General features: G+C 68.6%; 27 protein-coding genes. 15 read left to right on the top strand and 12 right to left on the bottom strand.

What is annotated here, in order from left to right; genetic code table 11:
* Positions 1–120 precede the first annotated feature (120 nt).
* Positions 121–870, bottom strand: a complete 750-nt coding sequence (locus AC1Q7H_RS08915; protein WP_013953816.1) for an IclR family transcriptional regulator — start codon at positions 868–870, stop codon at positions 121–123.
* Positions 871–1,320: 450 nt separating this feature from the next.
* Here AC1Q7H_RS08915 and AC1Q7H_RS08910 point away from each other — a divergent pair, with 450 nt between their 5' ends.
* Entirely contained in the window at positions 1,321–1,554 is a 234-nt protein-coding gene (locus tag AC1Q7H_RS08910; RefSeq protein WP_010810922.1) for a hypothetical protein, read from the top strand.
* A gap of 276 nt (positions 1,555–1,830) precedes the next feature.
* On the opposite strand, the gene AC1Q7H_RS08905 is transcribed toward AC1Q7H_RS08910, so the two are convergent.
* The 7 genes from AC1Q7H_RS08905 to soxC all read right to left on the bottom strand — a co-directional run bounded on the left by AC1Q7H_RS08905 (position 1,831) and on the right by soxC (position 8,394).
* Positions 1,831–2,601, bottom strand: coding sequence for a class I SAM-dependent methyltransferase (locus AC1Q7H_RS08905; RefSeq protein WP_013953817.1), 771 nt, complete (start codon positions 2,599–2,601; stop codon positions 1,831–1,833).
* Between the two features lie 67 nt (positions 2,602–2,668).
* Complete coding sequence (locus AC1Q7H_RS08900) at positions 2,669–3,550, bottom strand: ABC transporter permease (RefSeq protein ID WP_013953818.1); 882 nt, start codon at positions 3,548–3,550, stop codon at positions 2,669–2,671.
* 16 nt (positions 3,551–3,566) lie between these two features.
* Complete coding sequence (locus tag AC1Q7H_RS08895; protein WP_492381126.1) at positions 3,567–4,403, bottom strand: ABC transporter ATP-binding protein; 837 nt, start codon at positions 4,401–4,403, stop codon at positions 3,567–3,569.
* A 2-nt stretch (positions 4,404–4,405) separates the two neighbouring features.
* Positions 4,406–5,416, bottom strand: a complete 1,011-nt coding sequence (locus AC1Q7H_RS08890) for an ABC transporter substrate-binding protein (protein WP_492381125.1) — start codon at positions 5,414–5,416, stop codon at positions 4,406–4,408.
* Between the two features lie 79 nt (positions 5,417–5,495).
* On the bottom strand, positions 5,496–6,425 hold the full coding sequence (locus AC1Q7H_RS08885) for a TauD/TfdA dioxygenase family protein (protein ID WP_041228944.1): 930 nt from the start codon (positions 6,423–6,425) through the stop codon (positions 5,496–5,498).
* Between the two features lie 153 nt (positions 6,426–6,578).
* Entirely contained in the window at positions 6,579–7,166 is a 588-nt protein-coding gene (locus tag AC1Q7H_RS08880; RefSeq protein ID WP_492381124.1) for a c-type cytochrome, read from the bottom strand.
* Positions 7,153–8,394, bottom strand: a complete 1,242-nt coding sequence (soxC, locus tag AC1Q7H_RS08875) for a sulfite dehydrogenase (protein WP_153953286.1) — start codon at positions 8,392–8,394, stop codon at positions 7,153–7,155. Before soxC ends, AC1Q7H_RS08880 begins: the two co-directional genes overlap by 14 nt.
* Positions 8,395–8,609: 215 nt before the next feature.
* Between soxC and AC1Q7H_RS08870 the strand changes: the two genes are divergently transcribed.
* The 7 genes from AC1Q7H_RS08870 (at position 8,610) to AC1Q7H_RS08840 (ending at position 16,119) form a co-directional block, all read left to right on the top strand.
* A complete protein-coding gene (locus tag AC1Q7H_RS08870) occupies positions 8,610–9,740 on the top strand; it encodes an ABC transporter substrate-binding protein (RefSeq protein ID WP_013953824.1) in 1,131 nt (376 codons plus the stop codon).
* A gap of 4 nt (positions 9,741–9,744) precedes the next feature.
* Positions 9,745–10,581, top strand: coding sequence for an ABC transporter permease (locus AC1Q7H_RS08865; RefSeq protein ID WP_013953825.1), 837 nt, complete (start codon positions 9,745–9,747; stop codon positions 10,579–10,581).
* Positions 10,582–10,593: 12 nt separating this feature from the next.
* The gene (locus AC1Q7H_RS08860) at positions 10,594–11,391 is read left to right on the top strand and encodes an ABC transporter permease (protein WP_492381123.1); all 798 of its coding nucleotides are present in this window, start codon (positions 10,594–10,596) and stop codon (positions 11,389–11,391) included.
* 33 nt (positions 11,392–11,424) lie between these two features.
* Positions 11,425–12,219 (top strand): ABC transporter ATP-binding protein, encoded by a 795-nt coding sequence (locus AC1Q7H_RS08855; protein ID WP_013953827.1) that lies wholly within the window; start codon positions 11,425–11,427, stop codon positions 12,217–12,219.
* A gap of 30 nt (positions 12,220–12,249) precedes the next feature.
* Complete coding sequence (locus AC1Q7H_RS08850) at positions 12,250–13,212, top strand: TauD/TfdA dioxygenase family protein (protein WP_153953284.1); 963 nt, start codon at positions 12,250–12,252, stop codon at positions 13,210–13,212.
* 31 nt (positions 13,213–13,243) lie between these two features.
* Positions 13,244–14,617: an LLM class flavin-dependent oxidoreductase gene (locus AC1Q7H_RS08845; RefSeq protein WP_211979430.1), complete on the top strand. Its 1,374-nt coding sequence runs from the start codon at positions 13,244–13,246 to the stop codon at positions 14,615–14,617.
* 230 nt (positions 14,618–14,847) lie between these two features.
* Positions 14,848–16,119, top strand: coding sequence for an O-acetylhomoserine aminocarboxypropyltransferase/cysteine synthase family protein (locus AC1Q7H_RS08840; protein WP_013953830.1), 1,272 nt, complete (start codon positions 14,848–14,850; stop codon positions 16,117–16,119).
* Between the two features lie 105 nt (positions 16,120–16,224).
* Here AC1Q7H_RS08840 and AC1Q7H_RS08835 read toward each other — a convergent pair whose 3' ends face one another.
* From AC1Q7H_RS08835 to AC1Q7H_RS08825, 3 genes are read right to left on the bottom strand one after another with little or no spacing between them, the layout of a single operon-like run.
* Positions 16,225–17,184 carry a lysylphosphatidylglycerol synthase domain-containing protein gene (locus AC1Q7H_RS08835; RefSeq protein ID WP_013953831.1) on the bottom strand — a complete coding sequence of 320 codons (960 nt, stop codon included), beginning with the start codon at positions 17,182–17,184 and terminating at the stop codon, positions 16,225–16,227.
* On the bottom strand, positions 17,181–17,429 hold the full coding sequence (locus AC1Q7H_RS08830; RefSeq protein WP_153954157.1) for a hypothetical protein: 249 nt from the start codon (positions 17,427–17,429) through the stop codon (positions 17,181–17,183). The genes AC1Q7H_RS08835 and AC1Q7H_RS08830 overlap by 4 nt, the downstream gene beginning before the upstream one ends.
* Before the next feature lie 40 nt (positions 17,430–17,469).
* Positions 17,470–17,835: a hypothetical protein gene (locus AC1Q7H_RS08825; protein ID WP_013953832.1), complete on the bottom strand. Its 366-nt coding sequence runs from the start codon at positions 17,833–17,835 to the stop codon at positions 17,470–17,472.
* Between the two features lie 184 nt (positions 17,836–18,019).
* Here AC1Q7H_RS08825 and AC1Q7H_RS08820 point away from each other — a divergent pair, with 184 nt between their 5' ends.
* The 5 genes from AC1Q7H_RS08820 (at position 18,020) to AC1Q7H_RS08800 (ending at position 22,743) form a co-directional block, all read left to right on the top strand.
* Complete coding sequence (locus AC1Q7H_RS08820; RefSeq protein ID WP_492381122.1) at positions 18,020–18,841, top strand: MetQ/NlpA family ABC transporter substrate-binding protein; 822 nt, start codon at positions 18,020–18,022, stop codon at positions 18,839–18,841.
* A gap of 255 nt (positions 18,842–19,096) precedes the next feature.
* Positions 19,097–20,182 carry a pyruvate dehydrogenase (acetyl-transferring) E1 component subunit alpha gene (gene pdhA / locus AC1Q7H_RS08815; protein ID WP_013953834.1) on the top strand — a complete coding sequence of 362 codons (1,086 nt, stop codon included), beginning with the start codon at positions 19,097–19,099 and terminating at the stop codon, positions 20,180–20,182.
* Positions 20,183–20,227: 45 nt separating this feature from the next.
* The gene (locus AC1Q7H_RS08810) at positions 20,228–21,205 is read left to right on the top strand and encodes an alpha-ketoacid dehydrogenase subunit beta (RefSeq protein WP_013953835.1); all 978 of its coding nucleotides are present in this window, start codon (positions 20,228–20,230) and stop codon (positions 21,203–21,205) included.
* Between the two features lie 34 nt (positions 21,206–21,239).
* Complete coding sequence (locus AC1Q7H_RS08805) at positions 21,240–22,358, top strand: dihydrolipoamide acetyltransferase family protein (RefSeq protein WP_153954155.1); 1,119 nt, start codon at positions 21,240–21,242, stop codon at positions 22,356–22,358.
* 190 nt (positions 22,359–22,548) lie between these two features.
* Positions 22,549–22,743, top strand: coding sequence for a hypothetical protein (locus AC1Q7H_RS08800; RefSeq protein WP_013953837.1), 195 nt, complete (start codon positions 22,549–22,551; stop codon positions 22,741–22,743).
* 1 nt (position 22,744) lies between these two features.
* Here AC1Q7H_RS08800 and AC1Q7H_RS08795 read toward each other — a convergent pair whose 3' ends face one another.
* Complete coding sequence (locus AC1Q7H_RS08795; RefSeq protein WP_153954154.1) at positions 22,745–24,418, bottom strand: SulP family inorganic anion transporter; 1,674 nt, start codon at positions 24,416–24,418, stop codon at positions 22,745–22,747.
* Positions 24,419–24,630: 212 nt separating this feature from the next.
* On the opposite strand from AC1Q7H_RS08795, the gene AC1Q7H_RS08790 reads away from it, so the two are divergent.
* On the top strand, positions 24,631–25,068 hold the full coding sequence (locus AC1Q7H_RS08790) for a universal stress protein (protein ID WP_153954153.1): 438 nt from the start codon (positions 24,631–24,633) through the stop codon (positions 25,066–25,068).
* A 94-nt stretch (positions 25,069–25,162) separates the two neighbouring features.
* Entirely contained in the window at positions 25,163–25,819 is a 657-nt protein-coding gene (locus AC1Q7H_RS08785; RefSeq protein ID WP_013953840.1) for a peroxiredoxin, read from the top strand.
* Positions 25,820–25,967: the final 148 nt, after the last annotated feature.

The raw sequence follows: 25,967 nt of genomic DNA, 5'->3' as shown, positions 1-25,967 counted from the left end.
CCCGCACTTGTTTTCACAACATGTGACGTGCGTTGTTTTCAATGCCAGCCGCATGATAGCCCGCACATGCCGGGCCGTGGCACCCCCGACAAGCCGGGTCGGGCCGGCTGCACACGCAGCTCAGTCCGGGGTGGCCTTGTCCGCAATGCTGTCCGGAAAGGAGCCGCCCAGCGCCTGGGTCAGCACACGCGCCGCATGCAGCACATCGACGCGGAAGTCTTCCCGGTAGCGCGAGGCCGGGCAGGTCAGCGTCAGCGCGCCGCACAGCACATCGCCGGGACCGAACACCGGCGCCGACACCCCGGCAAGATCGGGGCTGCGGTCGCCCACCAGAGCCGCCACGCCCTCGTGCCGGATGCGCTCGTAGAGCGAGCCGGACTCGCCCGCAAAGGCGCGCAGCACGCGCGCGCCGGCGCCCCGGTCGCGCGGCAGCAGTTCGCCGGCGCGGACATGGTCGCGCACCGGCTGCGGCGAATCGACGCGGTACAGGCACAGTCGGTGCTCGCCCTGCTCGACATGGAAGGCCGCGCTTTCACGCGTGATGCGCACCAGCTCGCGCAGCGCCGGCATCACCACCGCCTCCAATGAGAACGACGCCGCGTAGACGGCATTGAGCCGCGCCACCTCGGGACCCAGCCCATAGCGCCCGTCCGGCTGGCGCCGCACCAGCCCGGCGTGCTCGAGCGAGGCCAGCAAGCGCAGCAGCGTGCTCTTGTACAGGCCACTGCGCTGCGCCAGCTCGGCCAGCCCCAGCGCGGTATCGCCAAGGCGGAACACCGACAGCACGAACAGCGCCCGGTCCACGGCGATGGCGCCGCCCGCGGCGGCGTGCTTGTCGGCTTCTGAAACCTGTGCGGCTTTGCGTGGCATGGCGGACGGCGGCGATCCTGGCTGGACTGGATGACGGAACGATGCGCCAACGTATAGAACGCATCCCGGCTTGTCAATCCGCCCTGCTGCGTGTCAAGGAAGCAGCACACGTGCGGCGGAGCCGCGCAAACGACGCTGCACGCATTCATGGATCCGGGCGGCGGCGCGCTGGCGTTTTTCTGCAACACGTGGCCAGTGCCTCCTGCCGCCCAGGCCGTCGCCCAAGCGCCTTCGCCGGCCCCCCGGCTACCGCATGCGCCACATTGCGTGCGCGTACTCGCCACTCCCCAGTTTGCAAGTGGAATTAGAGGGAAAGTTACCTGCTTTTGATTAAGCAGCCGCTGCACGGCGTGGATAAAATCATGCGTTGCCTGACCTCTGCGCAATCCCTGCGCTGCTTTCCGTACCCTCGCTGCAATGTCTCACCGCCGTGCTTTTCCCGACCCTGGTATGACCGTTCCCGCCCTCTCGCTTGGCGCCATCCTGGATGACCTGCGTAGCGCCCCGCGCCCGCTGACCTCCGCGGAGTACACATACCTGGCCCACCTGCGGCAGCGTATCGTCACCGGCGACGCAGACCTGTGGACCACGCTCGAGACCGCGGGCGTGCCATGCAGGGAACGCCGCCTGTCGCCCGAAGTGGTGCAGGCGCTGACCGCTATCGGCCATTTGCCGATGCACTGAGCCCGGCTCGCACCACCCCGCATTGCAGAAATTTCCCGGGGTCATTTCGGAAAGCCGCACCCTCCAGCCAGCCTGCGTCCCGCTACGATCGATCCACTTTCGATTCGCCGGGCACCGTGCTTCCAGTCAAGCGCCAAGCATGCCCCGGCCACGGCCCAGGCATGGCTTACCCAAACAACCGGCGCGTCAGCTTCCCGCGACGGCCCGGAAACCCGAACCCGGCGCCGTTGCGCGCCACGGCGCCGCATTCTGGGTGCGGCAGGCGACGACGTAGCGTCAGGCCAGCCGTTCGCAGCAATAGGCCTCGGTGCGATAAGGGAAAGCAACCTCGGCTCGGCCCGCCAGCGCGGGATGCCCGTCGATAACCGCCTGCAGCCGTTCACGCACGCGGGCTTGCTCCGCCGCCGGCAGCGCGGCAATGAAGCTCACCGACATCACCCGGTCCACGATCACCTGCTGCGGCGCCCCTACATGCGTGTAGGGCAGGCGCTGCAGCGCCAGCGGCCCGAAGCCCTCGGCGGGAAAGACCCGCCTCCAGTCGCCCTTGTAGAAGCGCGGCGCGTCGCCTTCATACGGCGTCATGATGGCCGTCAGCTGCGCCACCCAGTCCACGCTTTCATCGCGCACGTTCCATACCAGCCCTAGCCGGCCGCCGGGGCGCAGCACGCGGCCGATTTCCGCCATCGCCCGCGCATTGGCAAACCAGTGGAAGGCCTGCGCGCAGACGACGGCGTCGACGCTGGCATCGGGCAGCGGGATGGCCTCGGCACTGCCTTCCAGCGCCTGCACTGACGGCAGCACCGTGGCCAGCTGCGCGCGCATCTGCGCCACCGGTTCGACCGCGATCACCGTCGCCCCCGTCTCCACCAGCCGGCGCGTGAACTTGCCGGTGCCCGCGCCCAGGTCCAGCACGGTGCGGCCCGCGCGCAGGCCCAGCGTGCCGCGCAGCCAGGTGTCGATTTCAGTGGGATACTCGGGACGTCCGCGCGCGTAGGTATCGGCCTGGCTGGCGAATCCCTGTGCGGCGGCCTGGTGGATGGCGGTCATGGGTGGGCTCCGGTTGCGTACCGGAGGCGTAGCCTACGCCCCATGCCGGCACACGGCAAGCGGGCGGCTACTGCTGCATGCCCCAGCGGCGCACCGTGAGCCGTTCCAGCGTGGTGAACACCAGCCCCTCCACCAGCAACCCGATCAGGATCACCGCGGCCAGCCCTGCAAAAACGCGGTCGGTGTAGAGCTCATTGCGGTTCTGGAAGATGAACCAGCCCAGCCCGCCCTGCCCCGACGACGCGCCGAACACCAGCTCGGCCGCGATCAGCGTGCGCCAGGCAAAGGCCCAGCCGATCTTCAGGCCCGACAGGATCGCCGGCAGCGCCGCCGGCACCAGCACCAGCGCGACATAGCGCAGCCCGCGCAGGCCGTAGTTGCGGCCCGCCATGCGCAGCGTCGGCGGAACTGACTGGAAGCCCGCGTACATGTTCAGCGCCAGCGGCCACAGCACCGAATGGACGAGCACGAAGACCAGGCTCCTGGTGCCCAGCCCGAACCACAGCAGCGCCAGCGGCAATAGCGCTATCGCCGGCAGCGGGTTGAACATGGCGGTGAGCGTATCCAGCACATCGCGCCCAAAGCGCGTGGACACGGCCAGCGAGGTCAGCACGAACGCCAGCACGATGCCGGCCGCATAGCCGCGCAGCAGCACCGACAGCGAAATCGCCGCCTTGCCCGGCAGCTCGCCGCTGCCCACCGCCTCGGCAAAGGCGCGCATCGTGGCCAGGCAGGACGGCAGCAGCAGGTCGTTGTCCTGCACGCGCGCCACCAGCTCCCAGATCAGCCCCAGCGCCAGCAGGATCACCGCCTTGCGCAGCCAGCCGTGTTGCCACAGGCGCTGGTGCCACGGCAGCGCGCGCGCAAGCGGGGCTTCGGTGAAGGGTTCAGGCTCGCGTTCGTATTCGGGCCGAAGCGTGTCGGCCAGTGTCAGTGTCGGTTGCGTCATGATGCGATGTCCCGGATCAGCGGCCCGCCGCGCTGCGCGCACGCGGCGCGGCCTCGGCGGCGGGCTCGTCGAACAGCAAGGTATGGATGCGTTGCGCGGCGGCCTGGAATTCGGCGCCGCCCTGGCTGGCCAGGCTGAACTGGTGGCTGTTGAGTTCCGCGCGCACGCGGCCCGGGTGCGGCGACAGCAGCAGGATGCGGCTGCCCACCACCAGCGCCTCTTCGATCGAATGCGTGACGAACAGCAAGGTGAAGGCTGCGTCGTCCCACAGCGCCAGCAGCTCTTCCTGCATGCGCCGGCGCGTGAGGGCGTCCAGCGCGGCAAAGGGCTCGTCCATCAGCAGCACCTTGGGGCGCATCGCCAGTGCGCGCGCGATCGCCACGCGCTGCTTCATGCCGCCCGACAGCGTATGTGGGTAGGCATCGGCAAAATCGGCCAGCCCCACCTTGTGCAGGCTGTCCAGCGCCAGCTCGCGCGCCTCTGCCCGCGACAGCTTGCGCGCTTGCCGCAGCGGGAACATCACGTTCTGCACCACCGTTTTCCACGGCGGCAGCTGGTCGAACTCCTGGAACACCACGATGCGGTCCGGGCCGGGCTGCAGCACACGCCGGCCTTCCAGCCGGATCTCGCCCTCGCTGGGCGGAACGAACCCGGCAACCGCCTTCAGCAGCGTGGACTTGCCGCAGCCGGACGGGCCCAGCAGCACGAAGCGGTCGCCGGCATGCACGTCGAAGCTGACGCGATGGGTGGCCCGCACGATGCGCTCGGGCGTGCAGTACTCCAGCGACACGCCATCCAACTGCAGCAGGGGCGTGGCGCGGTCCGACACCACGCGCAGGTTGTGGGTGGCCATGCTCAGCTCCCCTGCGCGGTGACCGGGTCCTGGAAGAAATAGTCCTGCCAGGACTTGGGCTGGTTGCGGATCGCGCCCACGCGGTGCATGAAAGCGGCCAGCGCAAAGGTGTTCTGCGGCGCCACGCGGAACTGCACCTGCGGGTTCTTGAGCACGCGCAGCAGCAGCGCGCGGTCGGTCTTGGCCTTGCTCTGGCGTAGGTAGATGTCGGCGGCCGCTTCCGGATTGGCGGTGGCAAAGGCCGCGGCCTCGGCCAGCGCATCGACGAAAGCGCGATAGGTCTTGGGATTATCGTTGCGGAATTTCTCGGTCGCGTACAGCACCGTGGAGGAGCTGGGGCCGCCCAGCACGTCATACGAGTTCAGCACGATGCGCGCGTTCGGATTGCCGGCCAGTTCCTGCTCCTGGAACGGCGGATTGCCGAAGTGCCCGGTGATCTCGGTGCCGCCGGAAATGATCGCCGCGGCCGCATCCGGGTGCGGCACCGCCACGGTCCACTTGTCGAGGCGGTTGTACTCCTTGTCGCCCCATTGCCTGGCCGCAGCCAGTTGCAGCACGCGCGACTGCACCGACACGCCCACCGCCGGCAGCGCGATGCGGTCCTTCTCCGTGAAATCGGCAATCGATTTCACTTTGGGGTTGTTGCTGACCAGGTAGTACGGGAAGTTGCCCAGCGACGCCACGCCGCGCACGTTCTGCTTGCCGTGGGTGCGGTCCCACAGCGTCAGCAGCGGGCCCACGCCGGCGCCGGCGATATCGATGGCACCGGACAGCAGCGCGTCATTGACCGCGGCCCCGCCCGACAGTTGAGTCCATTCGACCTTGATGTCGACGCCCTGCTGCTTGCCGTGTTTCTCGATCAACTGCTGGTCGCGCGCCACGTTGAGCAGCAGGTAGACCACGCCGAACTGTTCGGCAATACGCAGCTTGCCTTCGGCGTGCGCGGTGCCGGTGATGGCCAGGCCGGCGCTCAGCGCCAGCAGGCCGAGCCTGCGGGAAAAACGAGAGAACATGATCGAAACTCCGGGGAATACGTGGATGAGCGCTTGCCAGTGCAAGCGCGTACGGTGACTTGCGATACTGCTGCCGCCTTCAGCGCGGCACGTCACCTTCGATGGTGGTGCGGTACATCACGCGCCGCAGTTCCGGCGGACAGCCCGCGGCAAGATGCAGCAGCGAGCGGTTGTCCCAGAACACCAGGTCATGTGGCTGCCACTGGTGGCGGTAGATGTGGGCGGGCTTGACGCTGTGCGCGAACAACTGGTCCAGCAGGTCGCGGCTTTCCTTCTCGGGCAGGCCGACGATGCGGGTGGTGAAATGCTCGCTGACAAAGAGCGCCTTGCGCCCCGTTTCCGGATGGGTGCGCACCACCGGCTGCAGCACCGGCCTGACTTGCGCAATCTGCTCCGGCGTCAGGTTGGGCCGCCACGGGCTGCGTTGCTGCAGCTCGGCATAGCGCGCCAGGTAGGTGTGCTCGGCCTGCAGGCCATCGACGGCGCGCTGCAGCGCAGCCGGCAGCGTGTCCCAGGCCAGGTGCATGTTGGCGAACAACGTATCGCCTCCCTCGGCGGGCAGCTCGCGCGCATGCAGCAACGAACCGAGGCTGGGCTTTTCCTTGTACGACAGGTCCGAATGCCAGAAGTGGCCGGCATCGCCCAGCCCGATCGGCTTGCCGTTCTCGACCACGTTGGACACCACCAGCACTTCCGCATGGCCCGGCAGCTGGAACTGGTGCAGCACGTGGATCTGCAGCGGGCCGAAGCGGCGGCTGAAATCGATCTGCTGCGCGGGCGTGATCTGCTGGTCGCGGAACACCACCACGTGGTAGTCGAGGTGGGCGCGATGGATGCGGGCAAAATCCGCGTCGGACAGCGGCTGCGACAAGTCGAGCCCGATCACTTCCGCGCCCAGCGGCGCGTCCAGCGCACGGATCTCGAAGTTGCCCGCATCTGCGAAAAATGCGGTGGAAAGCGGCGCGCTCTGCTGGCGCGAAACACTGGCGTGGGCGGTTGCGGTCGTCATGGCAAGCTCTGGCATACGGGGGAAGCCGATGCGGCATCGGGGATGCCGCGTACAAGCTTGCACTGTAGAGAGCCGGCCATCGCCCGGTCAACGAATCATATCGCTGGCCCTTATCCGCTTATCGCATATCCATGTCTCGACATTTGCGGGCCATCAGGGCTTGCCGGGGCAACCGCTGCGGCACGGCACGTTGGCCGTATCCGGGCGCGCGTCGGCGACAAAGCCATCGCGGTTCGGCATCTTCACCTGCGGCAGCGTGCTCGCGTCCAGCACCGCATCTGCGGGCAGGACGCCGTTCCTGTGCAGCAGCCACGCGGTGACGGCATAGACCTCGTCCGGCGCCAGGCTCTGCGGCGCGTTGTAGGGCATGGCGCGGTTGATGAAGTCGAATACCGTGGTCGCGTAGGGCCAGAAGCTGCCGATGGTCTTGACGGGGTCCTTGCCCCTGGCGGCGTCCTTCAGCGTGCCCTGCCCGCCCACCAGCGCATCGGCCGGCTTGCCTTCGCCATTGACGCCGTGACATGCGGCACAGTGCTGCGCATAGACCTGCTGGCCCCGCGCGACCGTGCCGCTGCCTGGCGGCAGGCCAGTGCCGTCCGGGGTCACGTCGATATTCCACGCGGCAAGATCGCGCTCGCTGGCGGGGCGGCCTTTGCCGAAGGTCTGCGCAAGGACCGTTTGCGCAGCGCAGGCCAGCGCCAGCACGGCGACGGCACCGCTGAATCGTTCAAGCGCGCGCATTGGCAATGCTCCCGTCCGCGGCCACGCGCCAGCGCTGGATCGCGTTGTAGTGATAGGTGGAAGCCACGCCGCGCGCGGCCACCAGCTGGTCCGGCGTGGGCTGGACGTTGCCGGCTTCGTCGATGGCGCGGCTCTCCAGCGAAGCTGGCCCGCCATCCCAGCGCCACGGCAGGCGGAAGCGCACCAGAGCGCGGTCCAGCACCGGCTCCTGCAGTTGCGCCTCGCGCCAGCTGCGGCCGCCGTCGACCGACACCTCGACGCGGCGGATACGCCCGTGGCCCGACCACGCCAGGCCCGCGATCTCGTAGAAGCCGCGCTCACGCAATCTGTGATCCGGCGCGGGGAAGGTGATCACGGACTTCACGTCCATCAGGAAGGTGAACTGCCGCGCGCTGCCGTCGGGCAGGGAATCCGTGTATTTCGAAGTCTCTTCGCGCGACATGAACGGCGCGCGCCCCAGCTTCAGGCGCCGCAGCCACTTGATGGACATGTTGCCCTCATAGCCCGGCAGGAACAGCCGCAGCGGATAGCCATGCTCGGGGCGCAGCATCTCGCCGTTCTGCGCATAGACCAGCAGTGCGTCTTCCAGCGCCTTGGCCAGCGGCACGCTGCGCGTCATCGCTGCGCCATCGGCGCCCTCGGCTAGCACCCACACAGCTTCCGGCGCCACGCCGACTTCGTCCAGCACCACGGACAACGGCACGCCGGTCCATTCGCAACAAGACAACAAGCCGTGGCTGATCTGCACGGACTTCGCACCGGGCGCCTTCCACTCGCGCCCGGTGTTGCCCGAGCACTCCAGGAAATGGATGCGCGACACCGACGGCAGGCGCACCAGGTCGTCCATGGTGAAGATGCGCGGGCGCGCCACCAGGCCATGCACCGCCAGCCGGTGCTGCGCCGGGTCGATCAGCGGGATGCCGGCGTGATGGCGCTCGAACACCAGCCCGGTCGGCGTGATGATGCCGCGCAGGTCCTGCAAAGGCGTCATCGACGAGTTGGCGCCGGGCAGCGGCGCCGCGCTGCGGCTGCGCCGCACCACGTCTTTCTCGAACGGGGACGGCTGGCCATACGGATGCCACAGCACGGGCTCGCCCGGCGTGCGCGTCCACGGCGCAACCGTCAGGGGTTCTGCGCGCGCCGCAGTAGCGGCGCCAGCCGCGGCGGCGCCCAGCACCGCCCCGCGCTGCAGGAAGCGCCGGCGGCCGGAAGTCAGGTCATTGCTCATCGTGAGGGCTTGGTCAGCCTGGCAGGGATCAAAATGCGCAGACTGTAGGACAGCACCGGCGCTCGGCCAACGAAGAAGATTGCATGCCGATATGCCAACGCCGCGCTGCGCGCCATATGCGCGGGGCCGATAACCAAAGTCGGAATCATTCGTTCTGGTCCGCGCGCAGCGCCGCTTATCGTGGAGCCGTCCTCCACTTCAAGAAGGTCTGCACGATGACGACCCCGCGCCCCCATGCCACCGCTGCACCCACGCTGACCCGCCGCGAGCTGCTGCGCTGCGTGGCCTGGTCCGGGCTGGGCATGGCGGCTTCGCTGTCGCCGCTGTCCGCGTTCAGCGCAAGCCCGGCCGCGCGTCCCGACGTGATCCGCGTCGGCGTGGCCCAGCCCGCCACCGGCACCCCGCCCAGCTTTGCCGGCAGTTCGCTGGCGATTGCCCATGCGCGCGGCTGGCTGGAGGAATCGTTCAAACCGACCGGCACGCGCGTGGAGTGGTTCTTCTTCAAGGGCGCCGGCCCCGCCGTCAACGAGGCGCTGGCCAACCGCCAGCTCGACTTTGCGCTGCAGGGCGACCTGCCGTCCATCGTGGCCCGCTCCGCCGGCCTGAAAACGCGGCTGGTGCTGGCCACCGGCGTGCGCGCCAACATCTACGTGGGCGTGCCACCCGATTCGCCGCTGAAGACGGTCAGCGACCTGCGCGGCAAGCGCGTGTCGCTGTTCAAGGGCACCAATATGCATCTGCCGGCGCTGCGCCTGCTGGAAGCGAACGGGCTCTCCGACAAGGACCTGCGTCTGCTGAACCTGGACACGGCCGGCTACCTGGCGGCGCTGTCCACGCGCGACATCGACGCCGCCATCGGCGCCATGGACATCCTGCGCCTGCGCGACAAGGGCGCGGTGCGCATCCTGTACTCCAGCAAGAACCAGTCGCCGATCTACACACGGCAAAGCCACGTACTGGTGAGCGACGAATTCGCCGGGCGCTATCCGGAGGCCACGCAGCACCTGGTGAAGGCCGCGGTCGAGGCGGCGCGGTGGGCCTCGGACGAGAGCCATCGAGAAGAAGTGCTGCGCACCTGGGCGCGTGCGGGTACGCCTTATGACCACTGGAAGGAAGACTTTGACGGCGAGCCGCTGCGGGTGCGGCTGAACCCGAATTTCGATCCCTTCCTGGTCAGCCGCTACAAGGATGCGGTCGAGCAGGCCTATCGCTTCAAGCTGAGCCGTGCGCGATTTGACGTGGACCAGTGGATCGACCAGCGCTTCCTGAAGGCGGCGCTCACCGACCTGAGCCTGCAGAGCTACTGGCCCGTCTACCAACCCAACGGCAAGATCCTGGGAGCCTGACATCATGTCCGTCGCCGATTCGCTTTCACTGCCCGCCGCCGCAGCGCCGCGCGTGGCTGCTCCGCGCAAGCCACTGCGCTGGCAGGATGCCACACGCTGGCTGCTGGCCTGGCCGGTGCCGCTGGCGCTGCTGCTGGTCTGGTATGTGGCTGCCCGCAATGCCTGGATTCCGCCGCAGGTGCTGCCCGCCCCCGAAGACGTCGCACGCACGCTGGCCGACCTGTGGCAAAGCGGCGAGCTGCAGGCCAACCTGGCGATCAGCGCGCTGCGCGTGGCCGGCGGCTTTGCCGTGGGCCTGGCCGGTGGGCTGGCGCTGGGCGCGGCCATGGGCCTGTCGCCGACCTTGCGCGACTACGTCTACCCGACCTTCAAGGCCTTCAGCCAGGTGCCGGTGCTGGGCTGGCTGCCGCTGCTGATGCTGCTGGTCGGCATCGACGAGGCGCTCAAGGTGATCCTGATCGCCAAGGCCGCCTTCGTGCCGGTGGCGCTGAACACGTACAAGGGCATCGGCAGCGTGCCGACCCGCTACCTGGAAGTGGCGCGGGTGCTGCAGCTCACGCGCTGGCAGACGCTGTCGCGCGTGGTGCTGCCCGCCGCGGCCGCGCCGGTGTGGAACGGCGTGCGCTACGGCCTGACGCACGCGTGGCTGGCGCTGGTGGTGGTGGAGCTGCTGGCCTCGTCCGAGGGGCTGGGCTACATGATCGTCTACGGGCGCCAGCTGTTCCAGCTCGACATGGTGCTGGCCGCCGTGGTGGTGGTGGGGGTGGTGGGCTTTGCGCTGGACAAGGCGCTGGCGCTGGCCGAAGGCGCGGTGCTGCGCTGGCGCAAGCCGGGCTTCTGAGGCGAGGCCGCGATGACCACTTCTGTAATCCGCCCCCGTATCCGCCTGCCCCGCGCCCTGCGCGGCTGGGTGCTGCCGCTCGCGTTGCTCGCGCTGTGGTGGGCCGCCGTGCGCTTTGGCTGGACCACTTCGCCGCTGCTGGTGCCGGTCTCCAGCGTCTGGGACACCGCGGTGCGTCAGGTGCAGAGCGGCGCGCTGGCCACGGCATTGGCCGCCAGCCTGTGGCGTGACCTGGCCGGCTTTGCCATCGGCACCAGCGCCGGGCTGGTGTTCGGCACGGCGCTGGGCCTGTCGCGCCTGTTCGAACGCCTGGTCGGCCCGAGCTTTCACACGGTCAAGCAGATCTCGCTGTTTGCATGGATCCCGCTGATCTCGGTCTGGTTCGGGCTGGGCGATGCCGCCAAGGTGGTGTTCCTGTCGCTGGCCGCATTCTTCCCGGTGGTGCTGAACACCTTCGAAGGCATCCGCGCCGTACCGGCCGACCTGCTCGAGGTTGCGCGCGTCTTGCGATTCAGCCGCACCCAGGTGCTGTGGCGCGTGGTGCTGCCGTCGGCGGCCCCGTCGATTTTCGCCGGCATCCACCTGGGGCTGATCTATGCGTGGCTGGCCACGCTCGGCGCGGAGTACCTGCTGGTATCCGGCAAGGGCATCGGCAACACCATGACCGACGGCCGCGAGAACTTCTGGATGGACCTGGTGATCTTCGGCGTGATCGTGGTCGGCCTGGTCGGCTTCACGCTGAACTGGATCGCCAGCCGCATCGAATCCCGCCTGCTTGCCTGGCGCGGGCGCTCGGTAGCCGCGGGCTGAACCACGCAGCCCCTTATTGAACGGAGACCACAAATGCCACACGCCGGCACGCTAAGCATCGCGCACCTGCACAAGCAGTACGAAGTCGAGGGCCGGGCGCTGCCCGTGCTCGAGGACATCACCCTGACCATCGCCCCGGGCGAGTTCTTCAGCATCGTCGGCGCCAGCGGCTGCGGCAAGTCCACCCTGCTGCGGCTGGTGGTGGGCCTGGAAGAGGATTACCGCGGCGAGATCCTGCTGGACGGCAAGCGCGTATCGGGCACCAGCCTGCAGCGCGGCATCGTGTTCCAGGAGCACCGCCTGTTCCCGTGGCTGACAGTCGAGCAGAACATCCGGCTGGCGCTGCTCAACACGCCGGGCAGCGATGCGGAGAAAGACCGCAACGTTGCCGAGCATATCGCGCTGGTTGGCCTGCGCGGCTTCGAGCAGGCCCATCCGCACCAGCTTTCTGGCGGCATGTCGCAGCGCGTGGCGATTGCGCGGGCACTGGTGACGCGGCCGGAGATCCTGCTGCTCGACGAGCCCTTCGGCGCGCTCGATGCCATGACGCGGGCCCACCTGCAGCAGGAACTGCAGCGGATCTGGCAGGCCGAGGGCATCACCATGATCCTGGTCACGCACGACGTCGAGGAAGCCGTCTTCCTGGGCGACCGCGTGGTGGTGATGGAACCCCGGCCCGGCCGCATCCGCCGCGTCCTGCCGGTGGACCTGCCGCATCCGCGCGAACGCGCCGGACTTCCGTTCGCGCGCGTGCGCGATGCCGTGCTGCGCGAATTCGCCGGGCAGGAGCCTGTCGTGCAGCGGGCGCCCGAACCTGAACTCGCCTGACCCAACCCTGATCCCCTCCGGAGCTTCGTGATGACCCAAGCCAACGCTACGCAAGACCAGACCGTCCAGCTCGACATCCACCCGGTTGCCGGCCGCATCGGCGCCGAGATCCGCGGCGTCACGCTGCACGGCGACCTGCCGCCCGCCACCTTCGCCGCCATCCGCGCAGCCTTGCTCAGGCACAAGGTGCTGTTCTTCCGCGACCAGGTGCATCTGGACGATGCCGCACAGCAGGGCTTTGCGCGCCTGTTCGGCGACACCGTGCCGCACCCGACCGTGCCCTCGCGCGACGGCACGCAATTGCTAGAGCTCGACTCGCAGCACGGCGGCCGCGCCAACTCCTGGCATACCGACGTGACCTTCGACCTGGCCTACCCCGCGGTCTCGGTGCTGCGCGCCGTGACCGTTCCCGCCGCCGGCGGCGACACGGTGTGGGCCAACACCGCCGCCGCGTACCAGGACCTGCCCGAGCCGCTGCGCGAACTGGCCGACAAGCTGCGGGCGCTGCACACCAACGACTACGACTACGCGGCCACGCGCGTCAATCCGAGCGACGAAGGGCTGAAGCGCTACCGCGAAGTCTTCACCTCGGCGCTCTACGAGACCGAGCACCCGGTGGTGCGCGTGCACCCGGAAACCGGCGAACGCACGCTGGTGCTGGGCCACTTCGTCAAGAAGCTGCTGGACTACGCGTCGGCCGATTCGGCGCACCTGATTGCCGTGCTGCAGGGCCATGTGCACCGTCTGGAGAACACCGTGCGCTGGCGCTGGCGCGCGGGCGACGTCGCCATCTGGGACAACCGCGCCACCCAGCACTACGCCATCAACGACTATGGCGACGCGCACCGCGTGGTGCGCCGCGCCACCGTGGCCGGCGATATACCGGTCGGTGTGGATGGCCGCCGCAGCAAGGCGGTGAAGGCGGGCGTGCGCGGCGAGGGCGCGGCGCCGGCCAACCAGTCCGCCGCTGCCGCGCAACGGCAAGCGGCCTGATCCAGCCAGTGTCTTCCGGGGAGCACGATCGATGTCACAGCAAAAGCCGCCGCGCCAGCTGCATCTGGGCGCCTTTCTCCAGGCCACCGGGCACCATGTCGCCGGGTGGCGCCATCCGGCCGCGCAGGCCGATGCCGGGCGCAACCTGGCGCACTACATCGCGCTGGCGCAGCGCGCCGAGTCCGCGGGGTTCGATGCGCTGTTCCTGGCGGACGGCGTCGCCATCCGCGGCATGGACGATGCCACCCTGCCGCGCACCGCGCGCGCCGCCACCTTCGAGCCGTTGACGCTGCTGTCGGCACTGGCGGCGGTGACGCAGCGCATCGGCCTGGTGGCAACCGTCTCCACCACCTACAACGAGCCCTTTCATGTGGCGCGCAAGTTCGCCTCGCTCGACCACCTCAGCGGCGGCCGCGCGGGCTGGAATGTGGTGACGTCGTGGTCGGATACCGAAGCACGCAACTTCAGCCTCGAACGTCATCCCGCGCATGCTGACCGCTACGCCCGTGCCGAGGAGTTCGTCGACGTGGTGACCGGGCTGTGGGACACCTGGGAGGACGATGCCTTCCTGTACGACAAGGACAGCGGCCGGCATTTCGATGCGGACAAGCTGCACACGCTGGACCATCGCGGCGCGCACTTCCAGGTGCGCGGGCCGCTCAACGTCCCACGCCCGCCGCAGGGCCATCCGGTGATCGTGCAGGCCGGCTCGTCCGAGGCGGGGCAGGAGCTGGCGTCACGCACCGCCGAGGTCATCTTCACCGCGCAGCAGTCGCTGGCCGATGCGCAGGCCTTCTATCGTGGCCTGAAGGCGCGGCTCGCGCGCTATGGCCGCACGCCCGACCAGCTCAAGATCCTGCCTGGCGTGTTCCCGGTGGTAGGCCGCAGCGAGGCCGAGGCGCGGGAGAAATTCGAAGCGCTGCAAAGCCTGATCCATCCGTCGGTGGGGCTGGCCCTGCTGTCGCAGCACCTGGGCGGGATCGACCTGAGCGGCTATCCGCTGGACGGCCCGCTGCCCGACAACCTGGCCGAACCGAACGGCGCCAGGAGCCGCTTCCAGCTGGTTACCGGCCTGGCCCGGCGCGAGCGGCTCACCATCCGCCAGCTGTGCCTGCGCGTGGCCACCGCACGCGGCCACTGGTCGATCCACGGCACGCCACAGTCCATCGCCGACCAGCTGCAGGCGTGGTTCGAGGGCGAGGCCGCCGATGGTTTCAATGTCATGCCGCCCTGGTTGCCGGGCGGGCTCGATGACTTCATCGAACTGGTGCTGCCGGAGCTGCGCCGGCGCGGGCTCTTTCGCGACGGCTATACGGGCACCACGCTACGCGAGCACCTGGGGCTGCGCCGGCCGGAGAACCTGCGCTGGCAGCAGGAAGAACCGCCGCTCGCGGTCGGGGCATGACCCGTGCGCTGCGGCGCCGCGCATATCCAAATGCAATAAGTTTCCTTGCCTCGCGCGAGCGCCGTCGGCAACCATAGCGGCCACGCCGCAGGGGCGTGCGCGGGCCGGCTGTTACCATCGCACGGCCTGGTGCGCCCGCGCGGCGCACCGCTCGGCATGCCCGGCGCCACGGCAGGCCTTGCCCCGTCGCGCCGGTCCGGCACCCAACAGCGAGACGAAGAGAGAAGAAGATGAGACTCGAAACCCTGGCCGTCCATGGCGGCTATTCGCCCGATCCCACCACGCGCGCGGTGGCCGTGCCCATCTACCAGACGGTGGCCTACGCCTTCGACAGCGCCCAGCACGGCGCCGACCTGTTCGACCTGAAGGTGGCCGGCAATATCTACAGCCGGATCATGAACCCGACCAACGACGTGCTGGAGCAGCGCCTGGCCGCGCTCGAGGGCGGCGTGGGCGCGCTGGCGCTGGCGTCCGGCATGGCGGCGATCACGTATGCGATCCAGACCATTGCCGAGGCCGGCGACAACATCGTCTCGTCGAGCCAGCTCTATGGCGGCACCTACAACCTGCTGGCACACACGCTGCCGCAGTCCGGCATCGAGACCCGCTTTGCCGATGGCCGCAACCCGGCCAGCTTCGGCGACCTGATCGACGCGCGCACCAAGGCGATCTTCGTGGAGTCGGTGGGCAACCCGCTCGGCAACGTCGTGGATATCGAAGCCATTGCGCGCGTGGCGCACAACCACGGCGTGCCGCTGATCGTCGACAACACGGTGCCGTCGCCCTACCTGTGCCGGCCGTTCGAGCATGGCGCGGACATCGTCGTGCATTCGCTGACCAAGTACCTGGGCGGCCATGGCAACAGCGTCGGCGGCGCCATCATCGACAGCGGCAAGTTCCCGTGGGCCCAGCACAAGGAGCGCTTCAAGCGCCTGAACGAGCCCGACGTGTCGTACCACGGCGTGGTCTACACCGAGGCGCTGGGCCCGGCGGCCTATATCGGCCGCGCGCGCGTGGTGCCGCTGCGCAATACCGGCGCGGCGCTGTCGCCGTTCAATGCCTTCCTGATCCTGCAGGGCATCGAGACCCTGGCGCTGCGGCTGGACCGCATCACCGAGAACGCGCTGGCGATCGCCCGCCACCTGCAGCAGCATCCCAAGGTGGACTGGGTCAACTTTGCCGGCCTGCCCGACCATGCCGACCACGCGCTGGTGCAGAAGTACCTGGGCGGGCGAGGTCCCGGCATCTTGTCGTTCGGCCTGAAGCAAGGCGGCCGCGAAGGCGGCGCGCGCTTCCTGGATGCGCTGCAGCTGTTCACGCGGCTGGTCAATATCGGCGATGCCAAGTCGCTGGCCACGCATCCGGCGTCGACCACGCACCGGCAACTCAATGCGGATGAACTGAAGGCGGCTGGCGTCAGTGAGGACATGGTGCGGCTTTCCGTCGGCATCGAGCATATCGATGATCTGATCGAGGACCTGGACCGCGCGCTCGCGGCCTGAGCCCAGGCCACAGGCGTCAAAGCGACCGGCTGATTTGCTCCCCTCTCCCGCTTGTGGGAGAGGGGCACGGGGTGAGGGCAGGCGGTGGCATACCGCCAGCACAACCTACCCGTCACCACGCTTGCCCTGCGCCTCCAGCACAAAGTAGCTGATCGACCCGATCATCAACGGAATCAGGTAATACAACGCGCGATAGACAATCAGCGCCGCCAGCAGCAGCCCGTGCGGCACCTGCCCGCCCAGCATCGTCAGGAACACGGTCTCGATCACGCCGAGGCCCCCCGGGATCCGCACCACCACGCCCGCCAGCCCCGAGGCCAGCAACACCCCAAGCACCGTGAAGTACCCCGCATGCGTATGCAGCAGCGAATGCAGGATGGCCGCCATCGCCATCCAGTGGGCCGCCGACAACAGGCACTGCAGCGCCGCGAAGCCCACCGACGGCACATGGATGTCATGGTCGCGCACGGTCCGGTGCCGGCCGTGCCAGATAGCACAGGCAGCCAGGTAGGCAGCCGGCACCGCCAGCATCAGCGCGCCCAGCACCCGTGTCAGCGCCGCGGGAATGCCCCATTCCGGCGGCAGCACCACCTGCTGCGCCACCAGGATGCCGCCCGCCAGCAAGGCATACCCGAGCCAGTTGCTGCTCACCACCACCACGAACAGGCTCCAGATCTGTGGCAGGGTCAGCCCGGCGCGCGTGTACAGACGATAACGCACGCCCGCGCCCCCCAGCGTGGCCCCGAGGTTGAGGCTGAGCGTGTAGCTGACATAAGAGATCGCCATCACCCGCCGCGCCGGCAACGGGTGTCCGGCATAGTGGCAGCCAAGCCGATCGAACTGGCTGTACAGCAAGCCGCTCAGCGCAACGAAGGCCGCCGCCGGCACCAGCGTGCGGGCGTTGAAGCCGCGCAGCGCTGCCAGCACCGCGTCCCAGTCGATGGTGCCCAGCTTGCGCGCGATCAGCGCCAGCACCGCGGCAATGAACAGGATGCCGATGGCACGGCGCCACGCGGGCCAGTGCGCGTGCTCGCGGATGGCCGAGAAGGTCGTCGCGCCCATCATTGCGCGCCTCCCCTCGTCGCCGCGCGCCGCAAGGCCGGCCGCAGCAGGGATGTGCAGGAATGCAGGCCTGCGTCCGTCAGCCCGGCATGCAATTTCTGGCCTACCTCGGCTTCAAACAGGATAAAAGTTTCCGGCAGTGCGCTTTCGCGCGCGCACGGGTTCGCGCCGAACCCGCACGACAGGCGGCGCTCCGCGCCGTGCCCTGGCCGGTGGAAACGATTGGAGGCGGACTGCATCGGTGTCATGACCTGAGAAAGCCGCAAACAACGTGCCAGCGCGGGTGCGTCACCCCCCTAAACCCCGGCCACGGCTGCGCCGCCAGCGTGCCAGGGCCGCGGACGCCAGCGCACCGGCGGCGAGCCCGGCAATGAACACCGCGGCAGTGGTCCCCGCCCAGCCCGTCGCGGCGCCCACATCCGCACGGCCCCGCGCGAGGGGCGCGAGCGACTGCCAGTCGACAGCCGTGAACTGCGTCATCGCCTGCGCCCCGTCCAGGCCGTACACGCAGATCTCCCCGCCCGGCAGCTTGCAGAAGCGCTCGCGCGGGCAGGCCTTGAGGATGGCCTGCGGGGCGCCCTCGCCGCAGTTGGCCCCGGCGCTGCGCAAGACCTGGATCGTGACTTCGGGATGCCGGGTAAGTTGTTCGGGCATGGCCGCCTCCAAACCGGTGACGCTGTCCTTCAGCGTAGTGCAGCCAGGCTGCCGGCACCCTTATTCACCAGCGGCATATGACCATGCGGAATAACTCGTTCGCCTATTGCCTGCCTTTCCATACAATGACCCGACGCCGCAGCGGGACGCTGCAGGCCTCCAACAACATGACGGGGAGCATCAGATGCAATATGGGAAATTCGGCCTCGTCGCACGGCTGGCCGCGGCAGTGCTGGCACTGGGCGTGATGCAGGGTGCGGGCGCGGCCGATCCGGACAAGAAGGAAATCCGCTTCGGCGCCACCGCCGGCCCCTACGCCGACCAGATCCGCTATGGCGTGAAGCCGGTGCTGGAAAAGCGCGGCTACAAGGTCACCATCATTGAGTTCAGCGACTACGTGCAGCCCAACCTGGCGCTGGCCGACGGCGCCATCGACGCCAATGCCTTCCAGCACGTGGCCTACCTGAAGAAGTTCTCGGCCGACCGCAAGCTGGCGCTGACCGACGTGATCCAGGTGCCGACCGCGCCGATCGGCATCTACAGCCGCAAGCACAAGGGCCTGGCCGAGGTGAAGCCCGGCAATACCGTGTCGCTGCCGAACGATCCCACCAACCTGGCGCGCGCCATCGCCATCCTGCAGCAGATCGGCTGGGTCACGCTCAAGCCGGGCACCGACCCGATCCGCGCCAGCGAGCGCGACATCGACGCCAACCCGCACAAGCTCAAGCTGATCCAGCTGGAAGCCGCCCAGCTGCCGCGCTCGCTCGATGACGTGGACTATGCCTTTGTCAACGGCAACTATGCGCTGGCCTCCGGCCTTAAGCTGACCTCGGCGCTGGCGCTGGAGAAGATTCCCGACTACTACATGAACCTGGTCGCGGTGAAGACGGCGGACCTGAACAAGCCCTTCGTCAAGGACATCCGAGAGGCCTACGAGTCGGCGGAGTTCAAGACCGTGACGCAGCAGCGCTTTGCGGGCTTCGTGCAACCGCCGTACCAGCGCTGAGGCACACCGCTGTTGCCAGCAGAAAAGCGCCGTCAGGCGCTTTTCTGCGTTGTGGGCAGCACCACCCGCATTGTGCACAGCAAGACGATTTTGCGCCGCGCCCGCCGCGCAAATGCCCTACACTCAAGCTCAAGTCCCCCCGCGCCCAAAAAGCATGGCGGGGATCACAACGCGATCATTGCTGCGGACAGCGCTGCGAAGATCCTCGCGGCCGTCCCTGCGGATCCTGTCGAGACAAGCATCGAGAGACCTGCCATGTCCACGGTTGCGAGCTTCGAGATCGGCTACACGCGCTACCTTGCCCCGCCGGGCGACACCTCCTCCCCCACATCCCCTCCCCCACCCCTTGCCAGCAACCCCGACGCGCTGCTGCCGCTGTACCAGGCGATGGTGCTGACGCGCCAGTTCGACCTGAAAGCGATTGCGCTGCAGCGCACCGGCAAGATCGGCACCTTTGCCTCGGCACTCGGCCAGGAAGCCATCGGCGTGGGCGTGGCCTTTGCGATGCGGCCCGAAGACGTGCTGGTGCCCTCATACCGCGATCACGCAGCGCAGTTTGTGCGCGGCGTCACCATGACCGAGAGCCTGCTGTACTGGGGCGGCGACGAACGCGGCAGCGGCTTTGCGGCGGCGCCGCATGACTTTGCCAACTGCGTGCCGATCGGCACCCAGGTCTGCCACGCGGCCGGAGCCGCCTATGCGTTCCAGCTGCGCGGCGAGCCGCGCGTGGCGGTCTGCCTGCTGGGCGATGGCGGCACCTCCAAGGGCGATTTCTATGAGGGCATGAACATGGCCGGCGCGTGGCACGCGCCGCTGGTGATCGTAATCAACAACAACCAGTGGGCAATCTCGATGCCGCGCAGCGGCCAGACCGCGGCGCAGACGCTGGCGCAGAAGGCCATTGCCGCCGGCATCCCCGGCGAGCAGGTTGACGGCAACGACGTGGTCGCAGTGCGGCACCGCGTCGGCGAGGCCATCGCGCGCGCGCGCGATGGCGGCGGCCCGGCGCTGATCGAGGCCATCACCTACCGCCTGGGCGACCACACCACCGCCGACGACGCCTCGCGCTACCGCGACGAGGCCAGCGTCAAGGCGCACTGGCAGGAAGAACCGCTGCTGCGGCTGCGCACGCACCTGCTGGCGCTGCACGCGTGGGACGCGGCGCGCGAGGAAGCGCTGGTCAAGGCCTGCTCACAGCAGGTGGCGCAGGCCGTCGAGACTTACCTGGCCATGCCGCCGCCGGATCCGGCCGCGATGTTCGACTGCCTGTACGCGGCCATGCCGGCCGAATTGCAGGCGCAGCTGGAGATTGCCCGGCGCTTCCCGGCGCCGCACGGATAAACAGCGAACCCTGTGCCTCCACGTAGCGACCACAACGAGCGAACCATGGCGGAAATCAATCTGGTCGAAGCAGTCAACCTGGCGCTGGCCCATGCGCTGGATCACGATCCCGATGTGCTGCTGCTGGGCGAGGATATCGGCGTCAATGGCGGCGTGTTCCGCGCCACCGCGGGCCTGCAGGCGCGCTTTGGCGCGGCGCGCGTCATGGATACGCCGCTGGCCGAAGGCGGCATCGTCGGCGCCGCGATCGGCATGGCGGCAATGGGGCTCAAGCCCGTGGCCGAGATCCAGTTCACCGGCTTTATCTACCCGGCGGTCGACCACATCATCAACCACGCCGGACGCATGCGGCACCGCACGCGCGGGCGCCTGTCGTGTCCGATGGTGGTGCGCTCCCCCTGCGGTGCCGGCATCCATGCCCCCGAGCATCATTCCGAAAGCCCGGAAGCGATGTTCGCGCATATGCCCGGCATCCGCGTGGTGGTGCCCTCATCGCCCGCACGCGCGTACGGGCTGCTGCTGGCGGCCATCGCCGACCCGGACCCGGTCATCTTCCTCGAACCCACGCGGCTGTACCGCCTGTTCCGCCAGGAAGTGGCCGACGACGGCGCGGCGCTGCCGCTGGACACCTGCTTCACGCTGCGCGAAGGCAGCGACATCACGCTGGTGAGCTGGGGCGCGATGGTGCAGGAGACGCTCGCCGCCGCGGACGCACTGGCCGGCGAGGGCGTGACGACCACGGTCATCGACGTGGCCACGCTCAAGCCGCTGGACATGCAGACCATCCTGGAATCGGTGACACGCACGGGCCGCTGCGTGATCGTGCACGAGGCCCCGCGCACCGCCGGCTTCGGCGCCGAGATCGCGGCGCAGCTGGCCGACGCGGGCCTCTACTCACTGGCAGCGCCGGTGCAGCGCGTGACCGGCTTCGACACCGTGGTGCCGCTGGCGCGGCTGGAATATACCTACCTGCCTGGCGTCGCCCGCATCGTCGACGCGGCGCGCAAGGCGATGGCGGCATAACGCGGGAATTGCCGACGATAGGCAAGGAGTGCCGATGAGAGTCTTCAAGCTGCCCGACCTGGGCGAAGGCCTGCAGGAGGCCGAGATCGTGACCTGGCACGTCAAGACCGGCGAGACCGTGGCCGCTGACCAGCCGCTGCTGTCAGTGGAGACGGCCAAGGCCATCGTGGAAATCCCGTCGCCGTATGCCGGCACCATCGACAAGCTGTTTGCGCAGCCCGGCGATATCGTCCACCTGGGCGCACCGCTGGTCGGCTTCGAGGGTGCGGGCGAGGATGCCGACGCCGGCACCGTGGTGGGCTCGGTCCAGGTCGGCACGCACGTGGTCAATGAAGCCGCGCCTGCGGGCACCGCGGCACCCGCCGCGGCCATGGCCGCGCGCATCAAGGCCACGCCGGCTGTGCGCGCGCTGGCGCGCCAGCTGGGGGTGGACCTGGCAATGGCCACGGCATCGGGCCCCGAGGGCGTGGTCACCGCCGCCGACGTCGAGCGGGTAGCCAGCACGCTGGCCGAGCTGGGCGCGCCGGAACAGCTGCGCGGCGTGCGCCGGGCGATGGCGCAGAACATGGCCCGTGCACAAGCCGAAGTGGCCGCCGCCACCGTGATGGACGACGCCGACATCCACGCCTGGCAGCCCGGCGCCGATGTCACCATCCGGCTGGTGCGCGCCCTGGTGGCCGGCTGCCGCGCCGAGCCCGGCCTCAATGCCTGGTACGAAGGCCAGACCGCCCGCCGCCACGTGCTGAAGAAGATCGACGTCGGCATCGCGGCGGACCTGCCCGAAGGCCTGTTCGTGCCGGTGCTGCGCGACGTCGGCAACCGCGATGCCGCAGACCTGCGCCACGGCCTGGACCGCATGCGCGCCGATATCCGCGCGCGCACCATCGCGCCGGAGGAGATGCGCGGCAACACCATCACGCTGTCCAATTTCGGCATGATCGCGGGACGCTATGCCGCGCCCATCGTGGTGCCGCCGACCGTGGCAATCCTTGGTGCCGGGCGCGTGCGCGAAGAAGTGGTGGCGGCCAGCGGCGTGCCGGCGGTGCACCGGGTGATGCCGCTGAGCCTGACTTTTGACCATCGGGTGGTGACGGGTGGGGAGGCGGCGCGGTTTTTGGCGGCGGTGATTGCGGATCTGGAGATGGCGGTGTAGGGGTGGCCGGATCAGGGCGTCTGCGAACACCGCAGCCCCTCGTGAACGCACCCCTCGCCCGTAAGCGGGAGAGGGGTGCAGACCGCCGGTGTGCTGGCACCAATCGGGCGCTGCGGCGGCCCTGTATATAATGCGTTTCCGATCGCCGCTGCCGTCAAGCCGGACCTATCCGGACAGCCGGACACCCCTCATGGAATCCAAGACCGCCCGCCTTACCATCCTGATCGATCCGGTCAAGAAAAAGGCCTTTGAAACCCTGTGCGCCTCGCAGGACCTGACACCGTCGCAGGTCGTGCGCCAGCTGATCCGCGAATACCTGGCCCAGCATGGCGTGGAATACGCCACCAAGGCCAAGCTTGCGGGCAGCACGCGACAGAAGAAGTAACTCAGCGCGGGGCGTTACCTTCGCCTGCCAGTTCGCTGCAGCGCTGCACCGCCTGCGCCAGCGAATCCACATAGTTGCCCTCCCCCAGCGCCGCCAGCACGCCCGCGCGCGCCAGCTTTTCCCTGACCCGCTCGTTGGCTTCGGCCAGCACCACCGCCACGCCGCGTTTCTGCAGCGTCACGATCACGGCCTCCAGCGTCTGCAGGCCGGTCATGTCCATGAAGGGCACGCGGCCAAGGCGGATCAGCAGCACGCGCGGCTCGGTATGGGTCTGCACCAGCGCGCGCTCGCAGGCTTCCACAGCACCGAAGAAGAACGGCCCGTCGATCACATAGACCAGCACGCTCGGCGGCATCCGCGCGGCCGGGCCGGTGCCGGCGTCGCCCAGTTCGCGCTCTACGTCCACGGCATCCTGGCGCGCCACCTCCACTGACGCCGACATGCGCCGCAGGAACTGCAGCATGGCCAGGATCACGCCGATATTGACCGCCACCACCAGGTCGGTCAGCACGGTCAGGGTGAAGGTGATCAGCAGGATGGCCACGTCGGCGCGCGGCGCGCGGCGGACCATGCGCGCGAACTGGCGCCCCTCGCTCATGTTGTAGGCCACCACGAACAGGATCGCGGCCAGCGTCGCCAGTGGCACGCTGGCCGCGAGCGGCGCCAGGAACAGCAGCACCATCACCAGCGTGAGCGCATGCACCACGCCGGCCAGCGGGCTGTTGCCGCCATTGCGGATATTGGTGGCGGTGCGGGCGATGGCGCCGGTGGCGGCAAACCCGCCGAACAGCGGCGCCAGGATATTGGCGATGCCCTGGCCGACCAGCTCCTGGTTGGAATCGTGCCGAGTGCCCGCCATGCCGTCGGCCACCACCGCGGACAGCAATGACTCGATTGCGCCCAGCATGGCGATGGTGAAGGCCGGCCCGGCCAGTTCCAGCACGCGCGCCAGCGTGATGTCCGGCAGCGCTGGCACGGGCAGCCCGCGCGGCAGGCCGCCAAAGGCGGTGCCGATGGTGGCGACGCCGTCAAAGCGGAACAGCGCCTGCACCGCGGTGGCCACCAGCAGCGCCACCAGCGGCCCGGGGATGCGCCGCAGCCAGCGCACGCGCGGCGCGCCCACTACCAGCGCCAGGCTGCCCAGCGCCAGCGCGGTGGTGGCCGGGTGCCATTGGGGCAGCGCCTGCAGCAGGTGCCAGAATTTTTCGTGGAAATGCTCGCCTGCCACCGGTGGCAGGCCAAAGAAATCGCGCCACTGGCCGACGAAGATGATCACGCCGATGCCAGCCGTGAAGCCGACGATCACCGGCGCGGGAATGAACCGGATCACGCTGCCCAGCCGCGTCAGCCCCATCGCCAGCAGGATCAGGCCCGCCATCAGGGTGGCGATCTGCAGGCCGTCGATGCCGTGGCGCGCGGTCACGGCGGACAACACCACGATAAACGCGCCGGTGGGTCCCGCGATCTGCAGCCGGCTGCCGCCGAACAGCGACACCGCCAGCCCGGCGACGATGGCCGTGTACAGGCCCTGCTCCGGCTTGGCGCCCGACGCGATCGCAAACGCCATGGCCAGCGGCAGCGCCACCACCCCGACGATCACGCCCGACACGATGTTCGGCAGCCAGTTGCCGCGTCGGAACAGTCCGGCCAGCCAAGCTTCGCGCAGCGCGCTCATGCGTCAATCCCTCGGGTTCGTACAGGATGATGATGGTGCATTGGATGATAACAGCATGTTAATGCCCGCCGGCTTGCGGCTTGCGCCGTGATATTCGCCATGTCTGCCCTGTCGCTTATGCCACTCAATTCCTATACTGGATTGGCTCGCCCGGGGCGCACGGGGTACGGGCCCAGGCGGACGCGGCAATCTTCTGCAATCGGAGGCCCATCATGTTCAAGCACCTCCTTGTGCCTACCGACGGCTCCGCACGCGCCGACGCGATGGCGGCCCGCGCCATGGCCTTCGCCAGCCGCATCGGCGCCCGCGTGACCGGGCTGCATGTGATTCCCGAGTACCACGTACTGACCTACCGGCTGACCAGCCTGCAGGACACCAAGGACACCTTTGCCGCAGAGGCCGCGCGCCACGCGGATACCTTTCTGGCCACGCTCAGCCACGCCGCCGCGCAGGCCGGCGTGGCCTGCGAGACCGTCACCGCCACCGACGACCATCCCTGGCAGGCCATCATCCAGTGCGCACACCAGCGCGACTGCGACCTGATCGTGATGTCGTCGCATGGCAAGCGCGGGCTGCAGGCGCTGCTGATCGGCAGCGAGACCCACAAGGTCCTGACCCACAGCACGATCCCGGTGCTGGTCTTCCGCTAGGCGGCGGTCGGGCGAAGAACGAGATAGCGAGATAGCGGGCAACAGTGCGCGCGACGCGCGTTTCCAAACCACGCCAACTGCAAGGAGCGCAACCATGGCGATTCGACTGGGCGAGCAAGCCCCTGATTTCACCGCCGACACCACGGAAGGCAAGATCAGCTTCCATGAGTGGATCGGCGACAACTGGGCCATCCTGTTCTCGCATCCCAAGGACTTCACGCCGGTGTGCACCACCGAACTGGGCTATATGGCCGGGCTCAAGCCCGAGTTCGACAAGCGCAATACCAAGATCATCGGCCTGAGCATCGACCCGGTCGGCGACCACCAGCGCTGGGCCAAGGACATCGAGGAAACGCAAGGCCATGCGATCAACTATCCGATGATCGGCGACGCCGACCTGACCGTGGCCAAGCTCTACGACATGATCCACCCCGAGGCCAGCGGCAGCGGCCCGCGCACGGCGGTAGACAACGCCACCATCCGCTCGGTGTTCATCATCGGCCCGGACAAGAAGGTCAAGGCCATGCTGGTGTACCCGATGAGCGCCGGGCGCAATTTCGACGAGGTGCTGCGCCTGCTGGATTCGCTGCAGCTCAATGCCAAGCACACCGTGGCCACGCCGGTGAACTGGAAGCCGGGCGAGGACGTCATCATCCCGACTTCGGTCTCGGACGAGGATGCCAAGAAGAAGTACCCGCAGGGCTTCAAGACCCTGAAGCCCTACCTGCGCACGGTGGAGCAACCCAAATAAGGGGGGAGCGAGGAGCGCCAGCACCAGGGAGTGCGGCCAGGCGTGGAGGTCACGCCGGCCGCCGCCGGGCCTCCCGGTCAGTCACGGCCGGGAGGCCCGACTTGTCCACAGGAACTATCCACAGCTTCAGTGGATATCCCCCCTCTTG

This window comes from Cupriavidus sp. GW823-FHT06D04, from assembly GCF_058795055.1.
The sequence above is the reverse complement of the archived record's forward strand: the minus strand, read 5'-3'. Positions and strand labels throughout refer to the sequence as shown.

Excerpts from the sequence above, each read along its gene's own strand:
- AC1Q7H_RS08915 (WP_013953816.1), bottom strand. The coding sequence starts at position 870 with ATGCCACGCAAAGCCGCACAGGTTTCAGAAGCCGACAAGCACGCCGCC.
- AC1Q7H_RS08910 (WP_010810922.1), top strand. The coding sequence starts at position 1,321 with ATGACCGTTCCCGCCCTCTCGCTTGGCGCCATCCTGGATGACCTGCGT.
- AC1Q7H_RS08905 (WP_013953817.1), bottom strand. The coding sequence starts at position 2,601 with ATGACCGCCATCCACCAGGCCGCCGCACAGGGATTCGCCAGCCAGGCC.
- AC1Q7H_RS08900 (WP_013953818.1), bottom strand. The coding sequence starts at position 3,550 with ATGACGCAACCGACACTGACACTGGCCGACACGCTTCGGCCCGAATAC.
- AC1Q7H_RS08895 (WP_492381126.1), bottom strand. The coding sequence starts at position 4,403 with ATGGCCACCCACAACCTGCGCGTGGTGTCGGACCGCGCCACGCCCCTG.
- AC1Q7H_RS08890 (WP_492381125.1), bottom strand. The coding sequence starts at position 5,416 with ATGTTCTCTCGTTTTTCCCGCAGGCTCGGCCTGCTGGCGCTGAGCGCC.
- AC1Q7H_RS08885 (WP_041228944.1), bottom strand. The coding sequence starts at position 6,425 with ATGACGACCGCAACCGCCCACGCCAGTGTTTCGCGCCAGCAGAGCGCG.
- AC1Q7H_RS08880 (WP_492381124.1), bottom strand. The coding sequence starts at position 7,166 with ATGCGCGCGCTTGAACGATTCAGCGGTGCCGTCGCCGTGCTGGCGCTG.
- soxC (WP_153953286.1), bottom strand. The coding sequence starts at position 8,394 with ATGAGCAATGACCTGACTTCCGGCCGCCGGCGCTTCCTGCAGCGCGGG.
- AC1Q7H_RS08870 (WP_013953824.1), top strand. The coding sequence starts at position 8,610 with ATGACGACCCCGCGCCCCCATGCCACCGCTGCACCCACGCTGACCCGC.
- AC1Q7H_RS08865 (WP_013953825.1), top strand. The coding sequence starts at position 9,745 with ATGTCCGTCGCCGATTCGCTTTCACTGCCCGCCGCCGCAGCGCCGCGC.
- AC1Q7H_RS08860 (WP_492381123.1), top strand. The coding sequence starts at position 10,594 with ATGACCACTTCTGTAATCCGCCCCCGTATCCGCCTGCCCCGCGCCCTG.
- AC1Q7H_RS08855 (WP_013953827.1), top strand. The coding sequence starts at position 11,425 with ATGCCACACGCCGGCACGCTAAGCATCGCGCACCTGCACAAGCAGTAC.
- AC1Q7H_RS08850 (WP_153953284.1), top strand. The coding sequence starts at position 12,250 with ATGACCCAAGCCAACGCTACGCAAGACCAGACCGTCCAGCTCGACATC.
- AC1Q7H_RS08845 (WP_211979430.1), top strand. The coding sequence starts at position 13,244 with ATGTCACAGCAAAAGCCGCCGCGCCAGCTGCATCTGGGCGCCTTTCTC.
- AC1Q7H_RS08840 (WP_013953830.1), top strand. The coding sequence starts at position 14,848 with ATGAGACTCGAAACCCTGGCCGTCCATGGCGGCTATTCGCCCGATCCC.
- AC1Q7H_RS08835 (WP_013953831.1), bottom strand. The coding sequence starts at position 17,184 with ATGATGGGCGCGACGACCTTCTCGGCCATCCGCGAGCACGCGCACTGG.
- AC1Q7H_RS08830 (WP_153954157.1), bottom strand. The coding sequence starts at position 17,429 with ATGACACCGATGCAGTCCGCCTCCAATCGTTTCCACCGGCCAGGGCAC.
- AC1Q7H_RS08825 (WP_013953832.1), bottom strand. The coding sequence starts at position 17,835 with ATGCCCGAACAACTTACCCGGCATCCCGAAGTCACGATCCAGGTCTTG.
- AC1Q7H_RS08820 (WP_492381122.1), top strand. The coding sequence starts at position 18,020 with ATGCAATATGGGAAATTCGGCCTCGTCGCACGGCTGGCCGCGGCAGTG.
- pdhA (WP_013953834.1), top strand. The coding sequence starts at position 19,097 with ATGTCCACGGTTGCGAGCTTCGAGATCGGCTACACGCGCTACCTTGCC.
- AC1Q7H_RS08810 (WP_013953835.1), top strand. The coding sequence starts at position 20,228 with ATGGCGGAAATCAATCTGGTCGAAGCAGTCAACCTGGCGCTGGCCCAT.
- AC1Q7H_RS08805 (WP_153954155.1), top strand. The coding sequence starts at position 21,240 with ATGAGAGTCTTCAAGCTGCCCGACCTGGGCGAAGGCCTGCAGGAGGCC.
- AC1Q7H_RS08800 (WP_013953837.1), top strand. The coding sequence starts at position 22,549 with ATGGAATCCAAGACCGCCCGCCTTACCATCCTGATCGATCCGGTCAAG.
- AC1Q7H_RS08795 (WP_153954154.1), bottom strand. The coding sequence starts at position 24,418 with ATGAGCGCGCTGCGCGAAGCTTGGCTGGCCGGACTGTTCCGACGCGGC.
- AC1Q7H_RS08790 (WP_153954153.1), top strand. The coding sequence starts at position 24,631 with ATGTTCAAGCACCTCCTTGTGCCTACCGACGGCTCCGCACGCGCCGAC.
- AC1Q7H_RS08785 (WP_013953840.1), top strand. The coding sequence starts at position 25,163 with ATGGCGATTCGACTGGGCGAGCAAGCCCCTGATTTCACCGCCGACACC.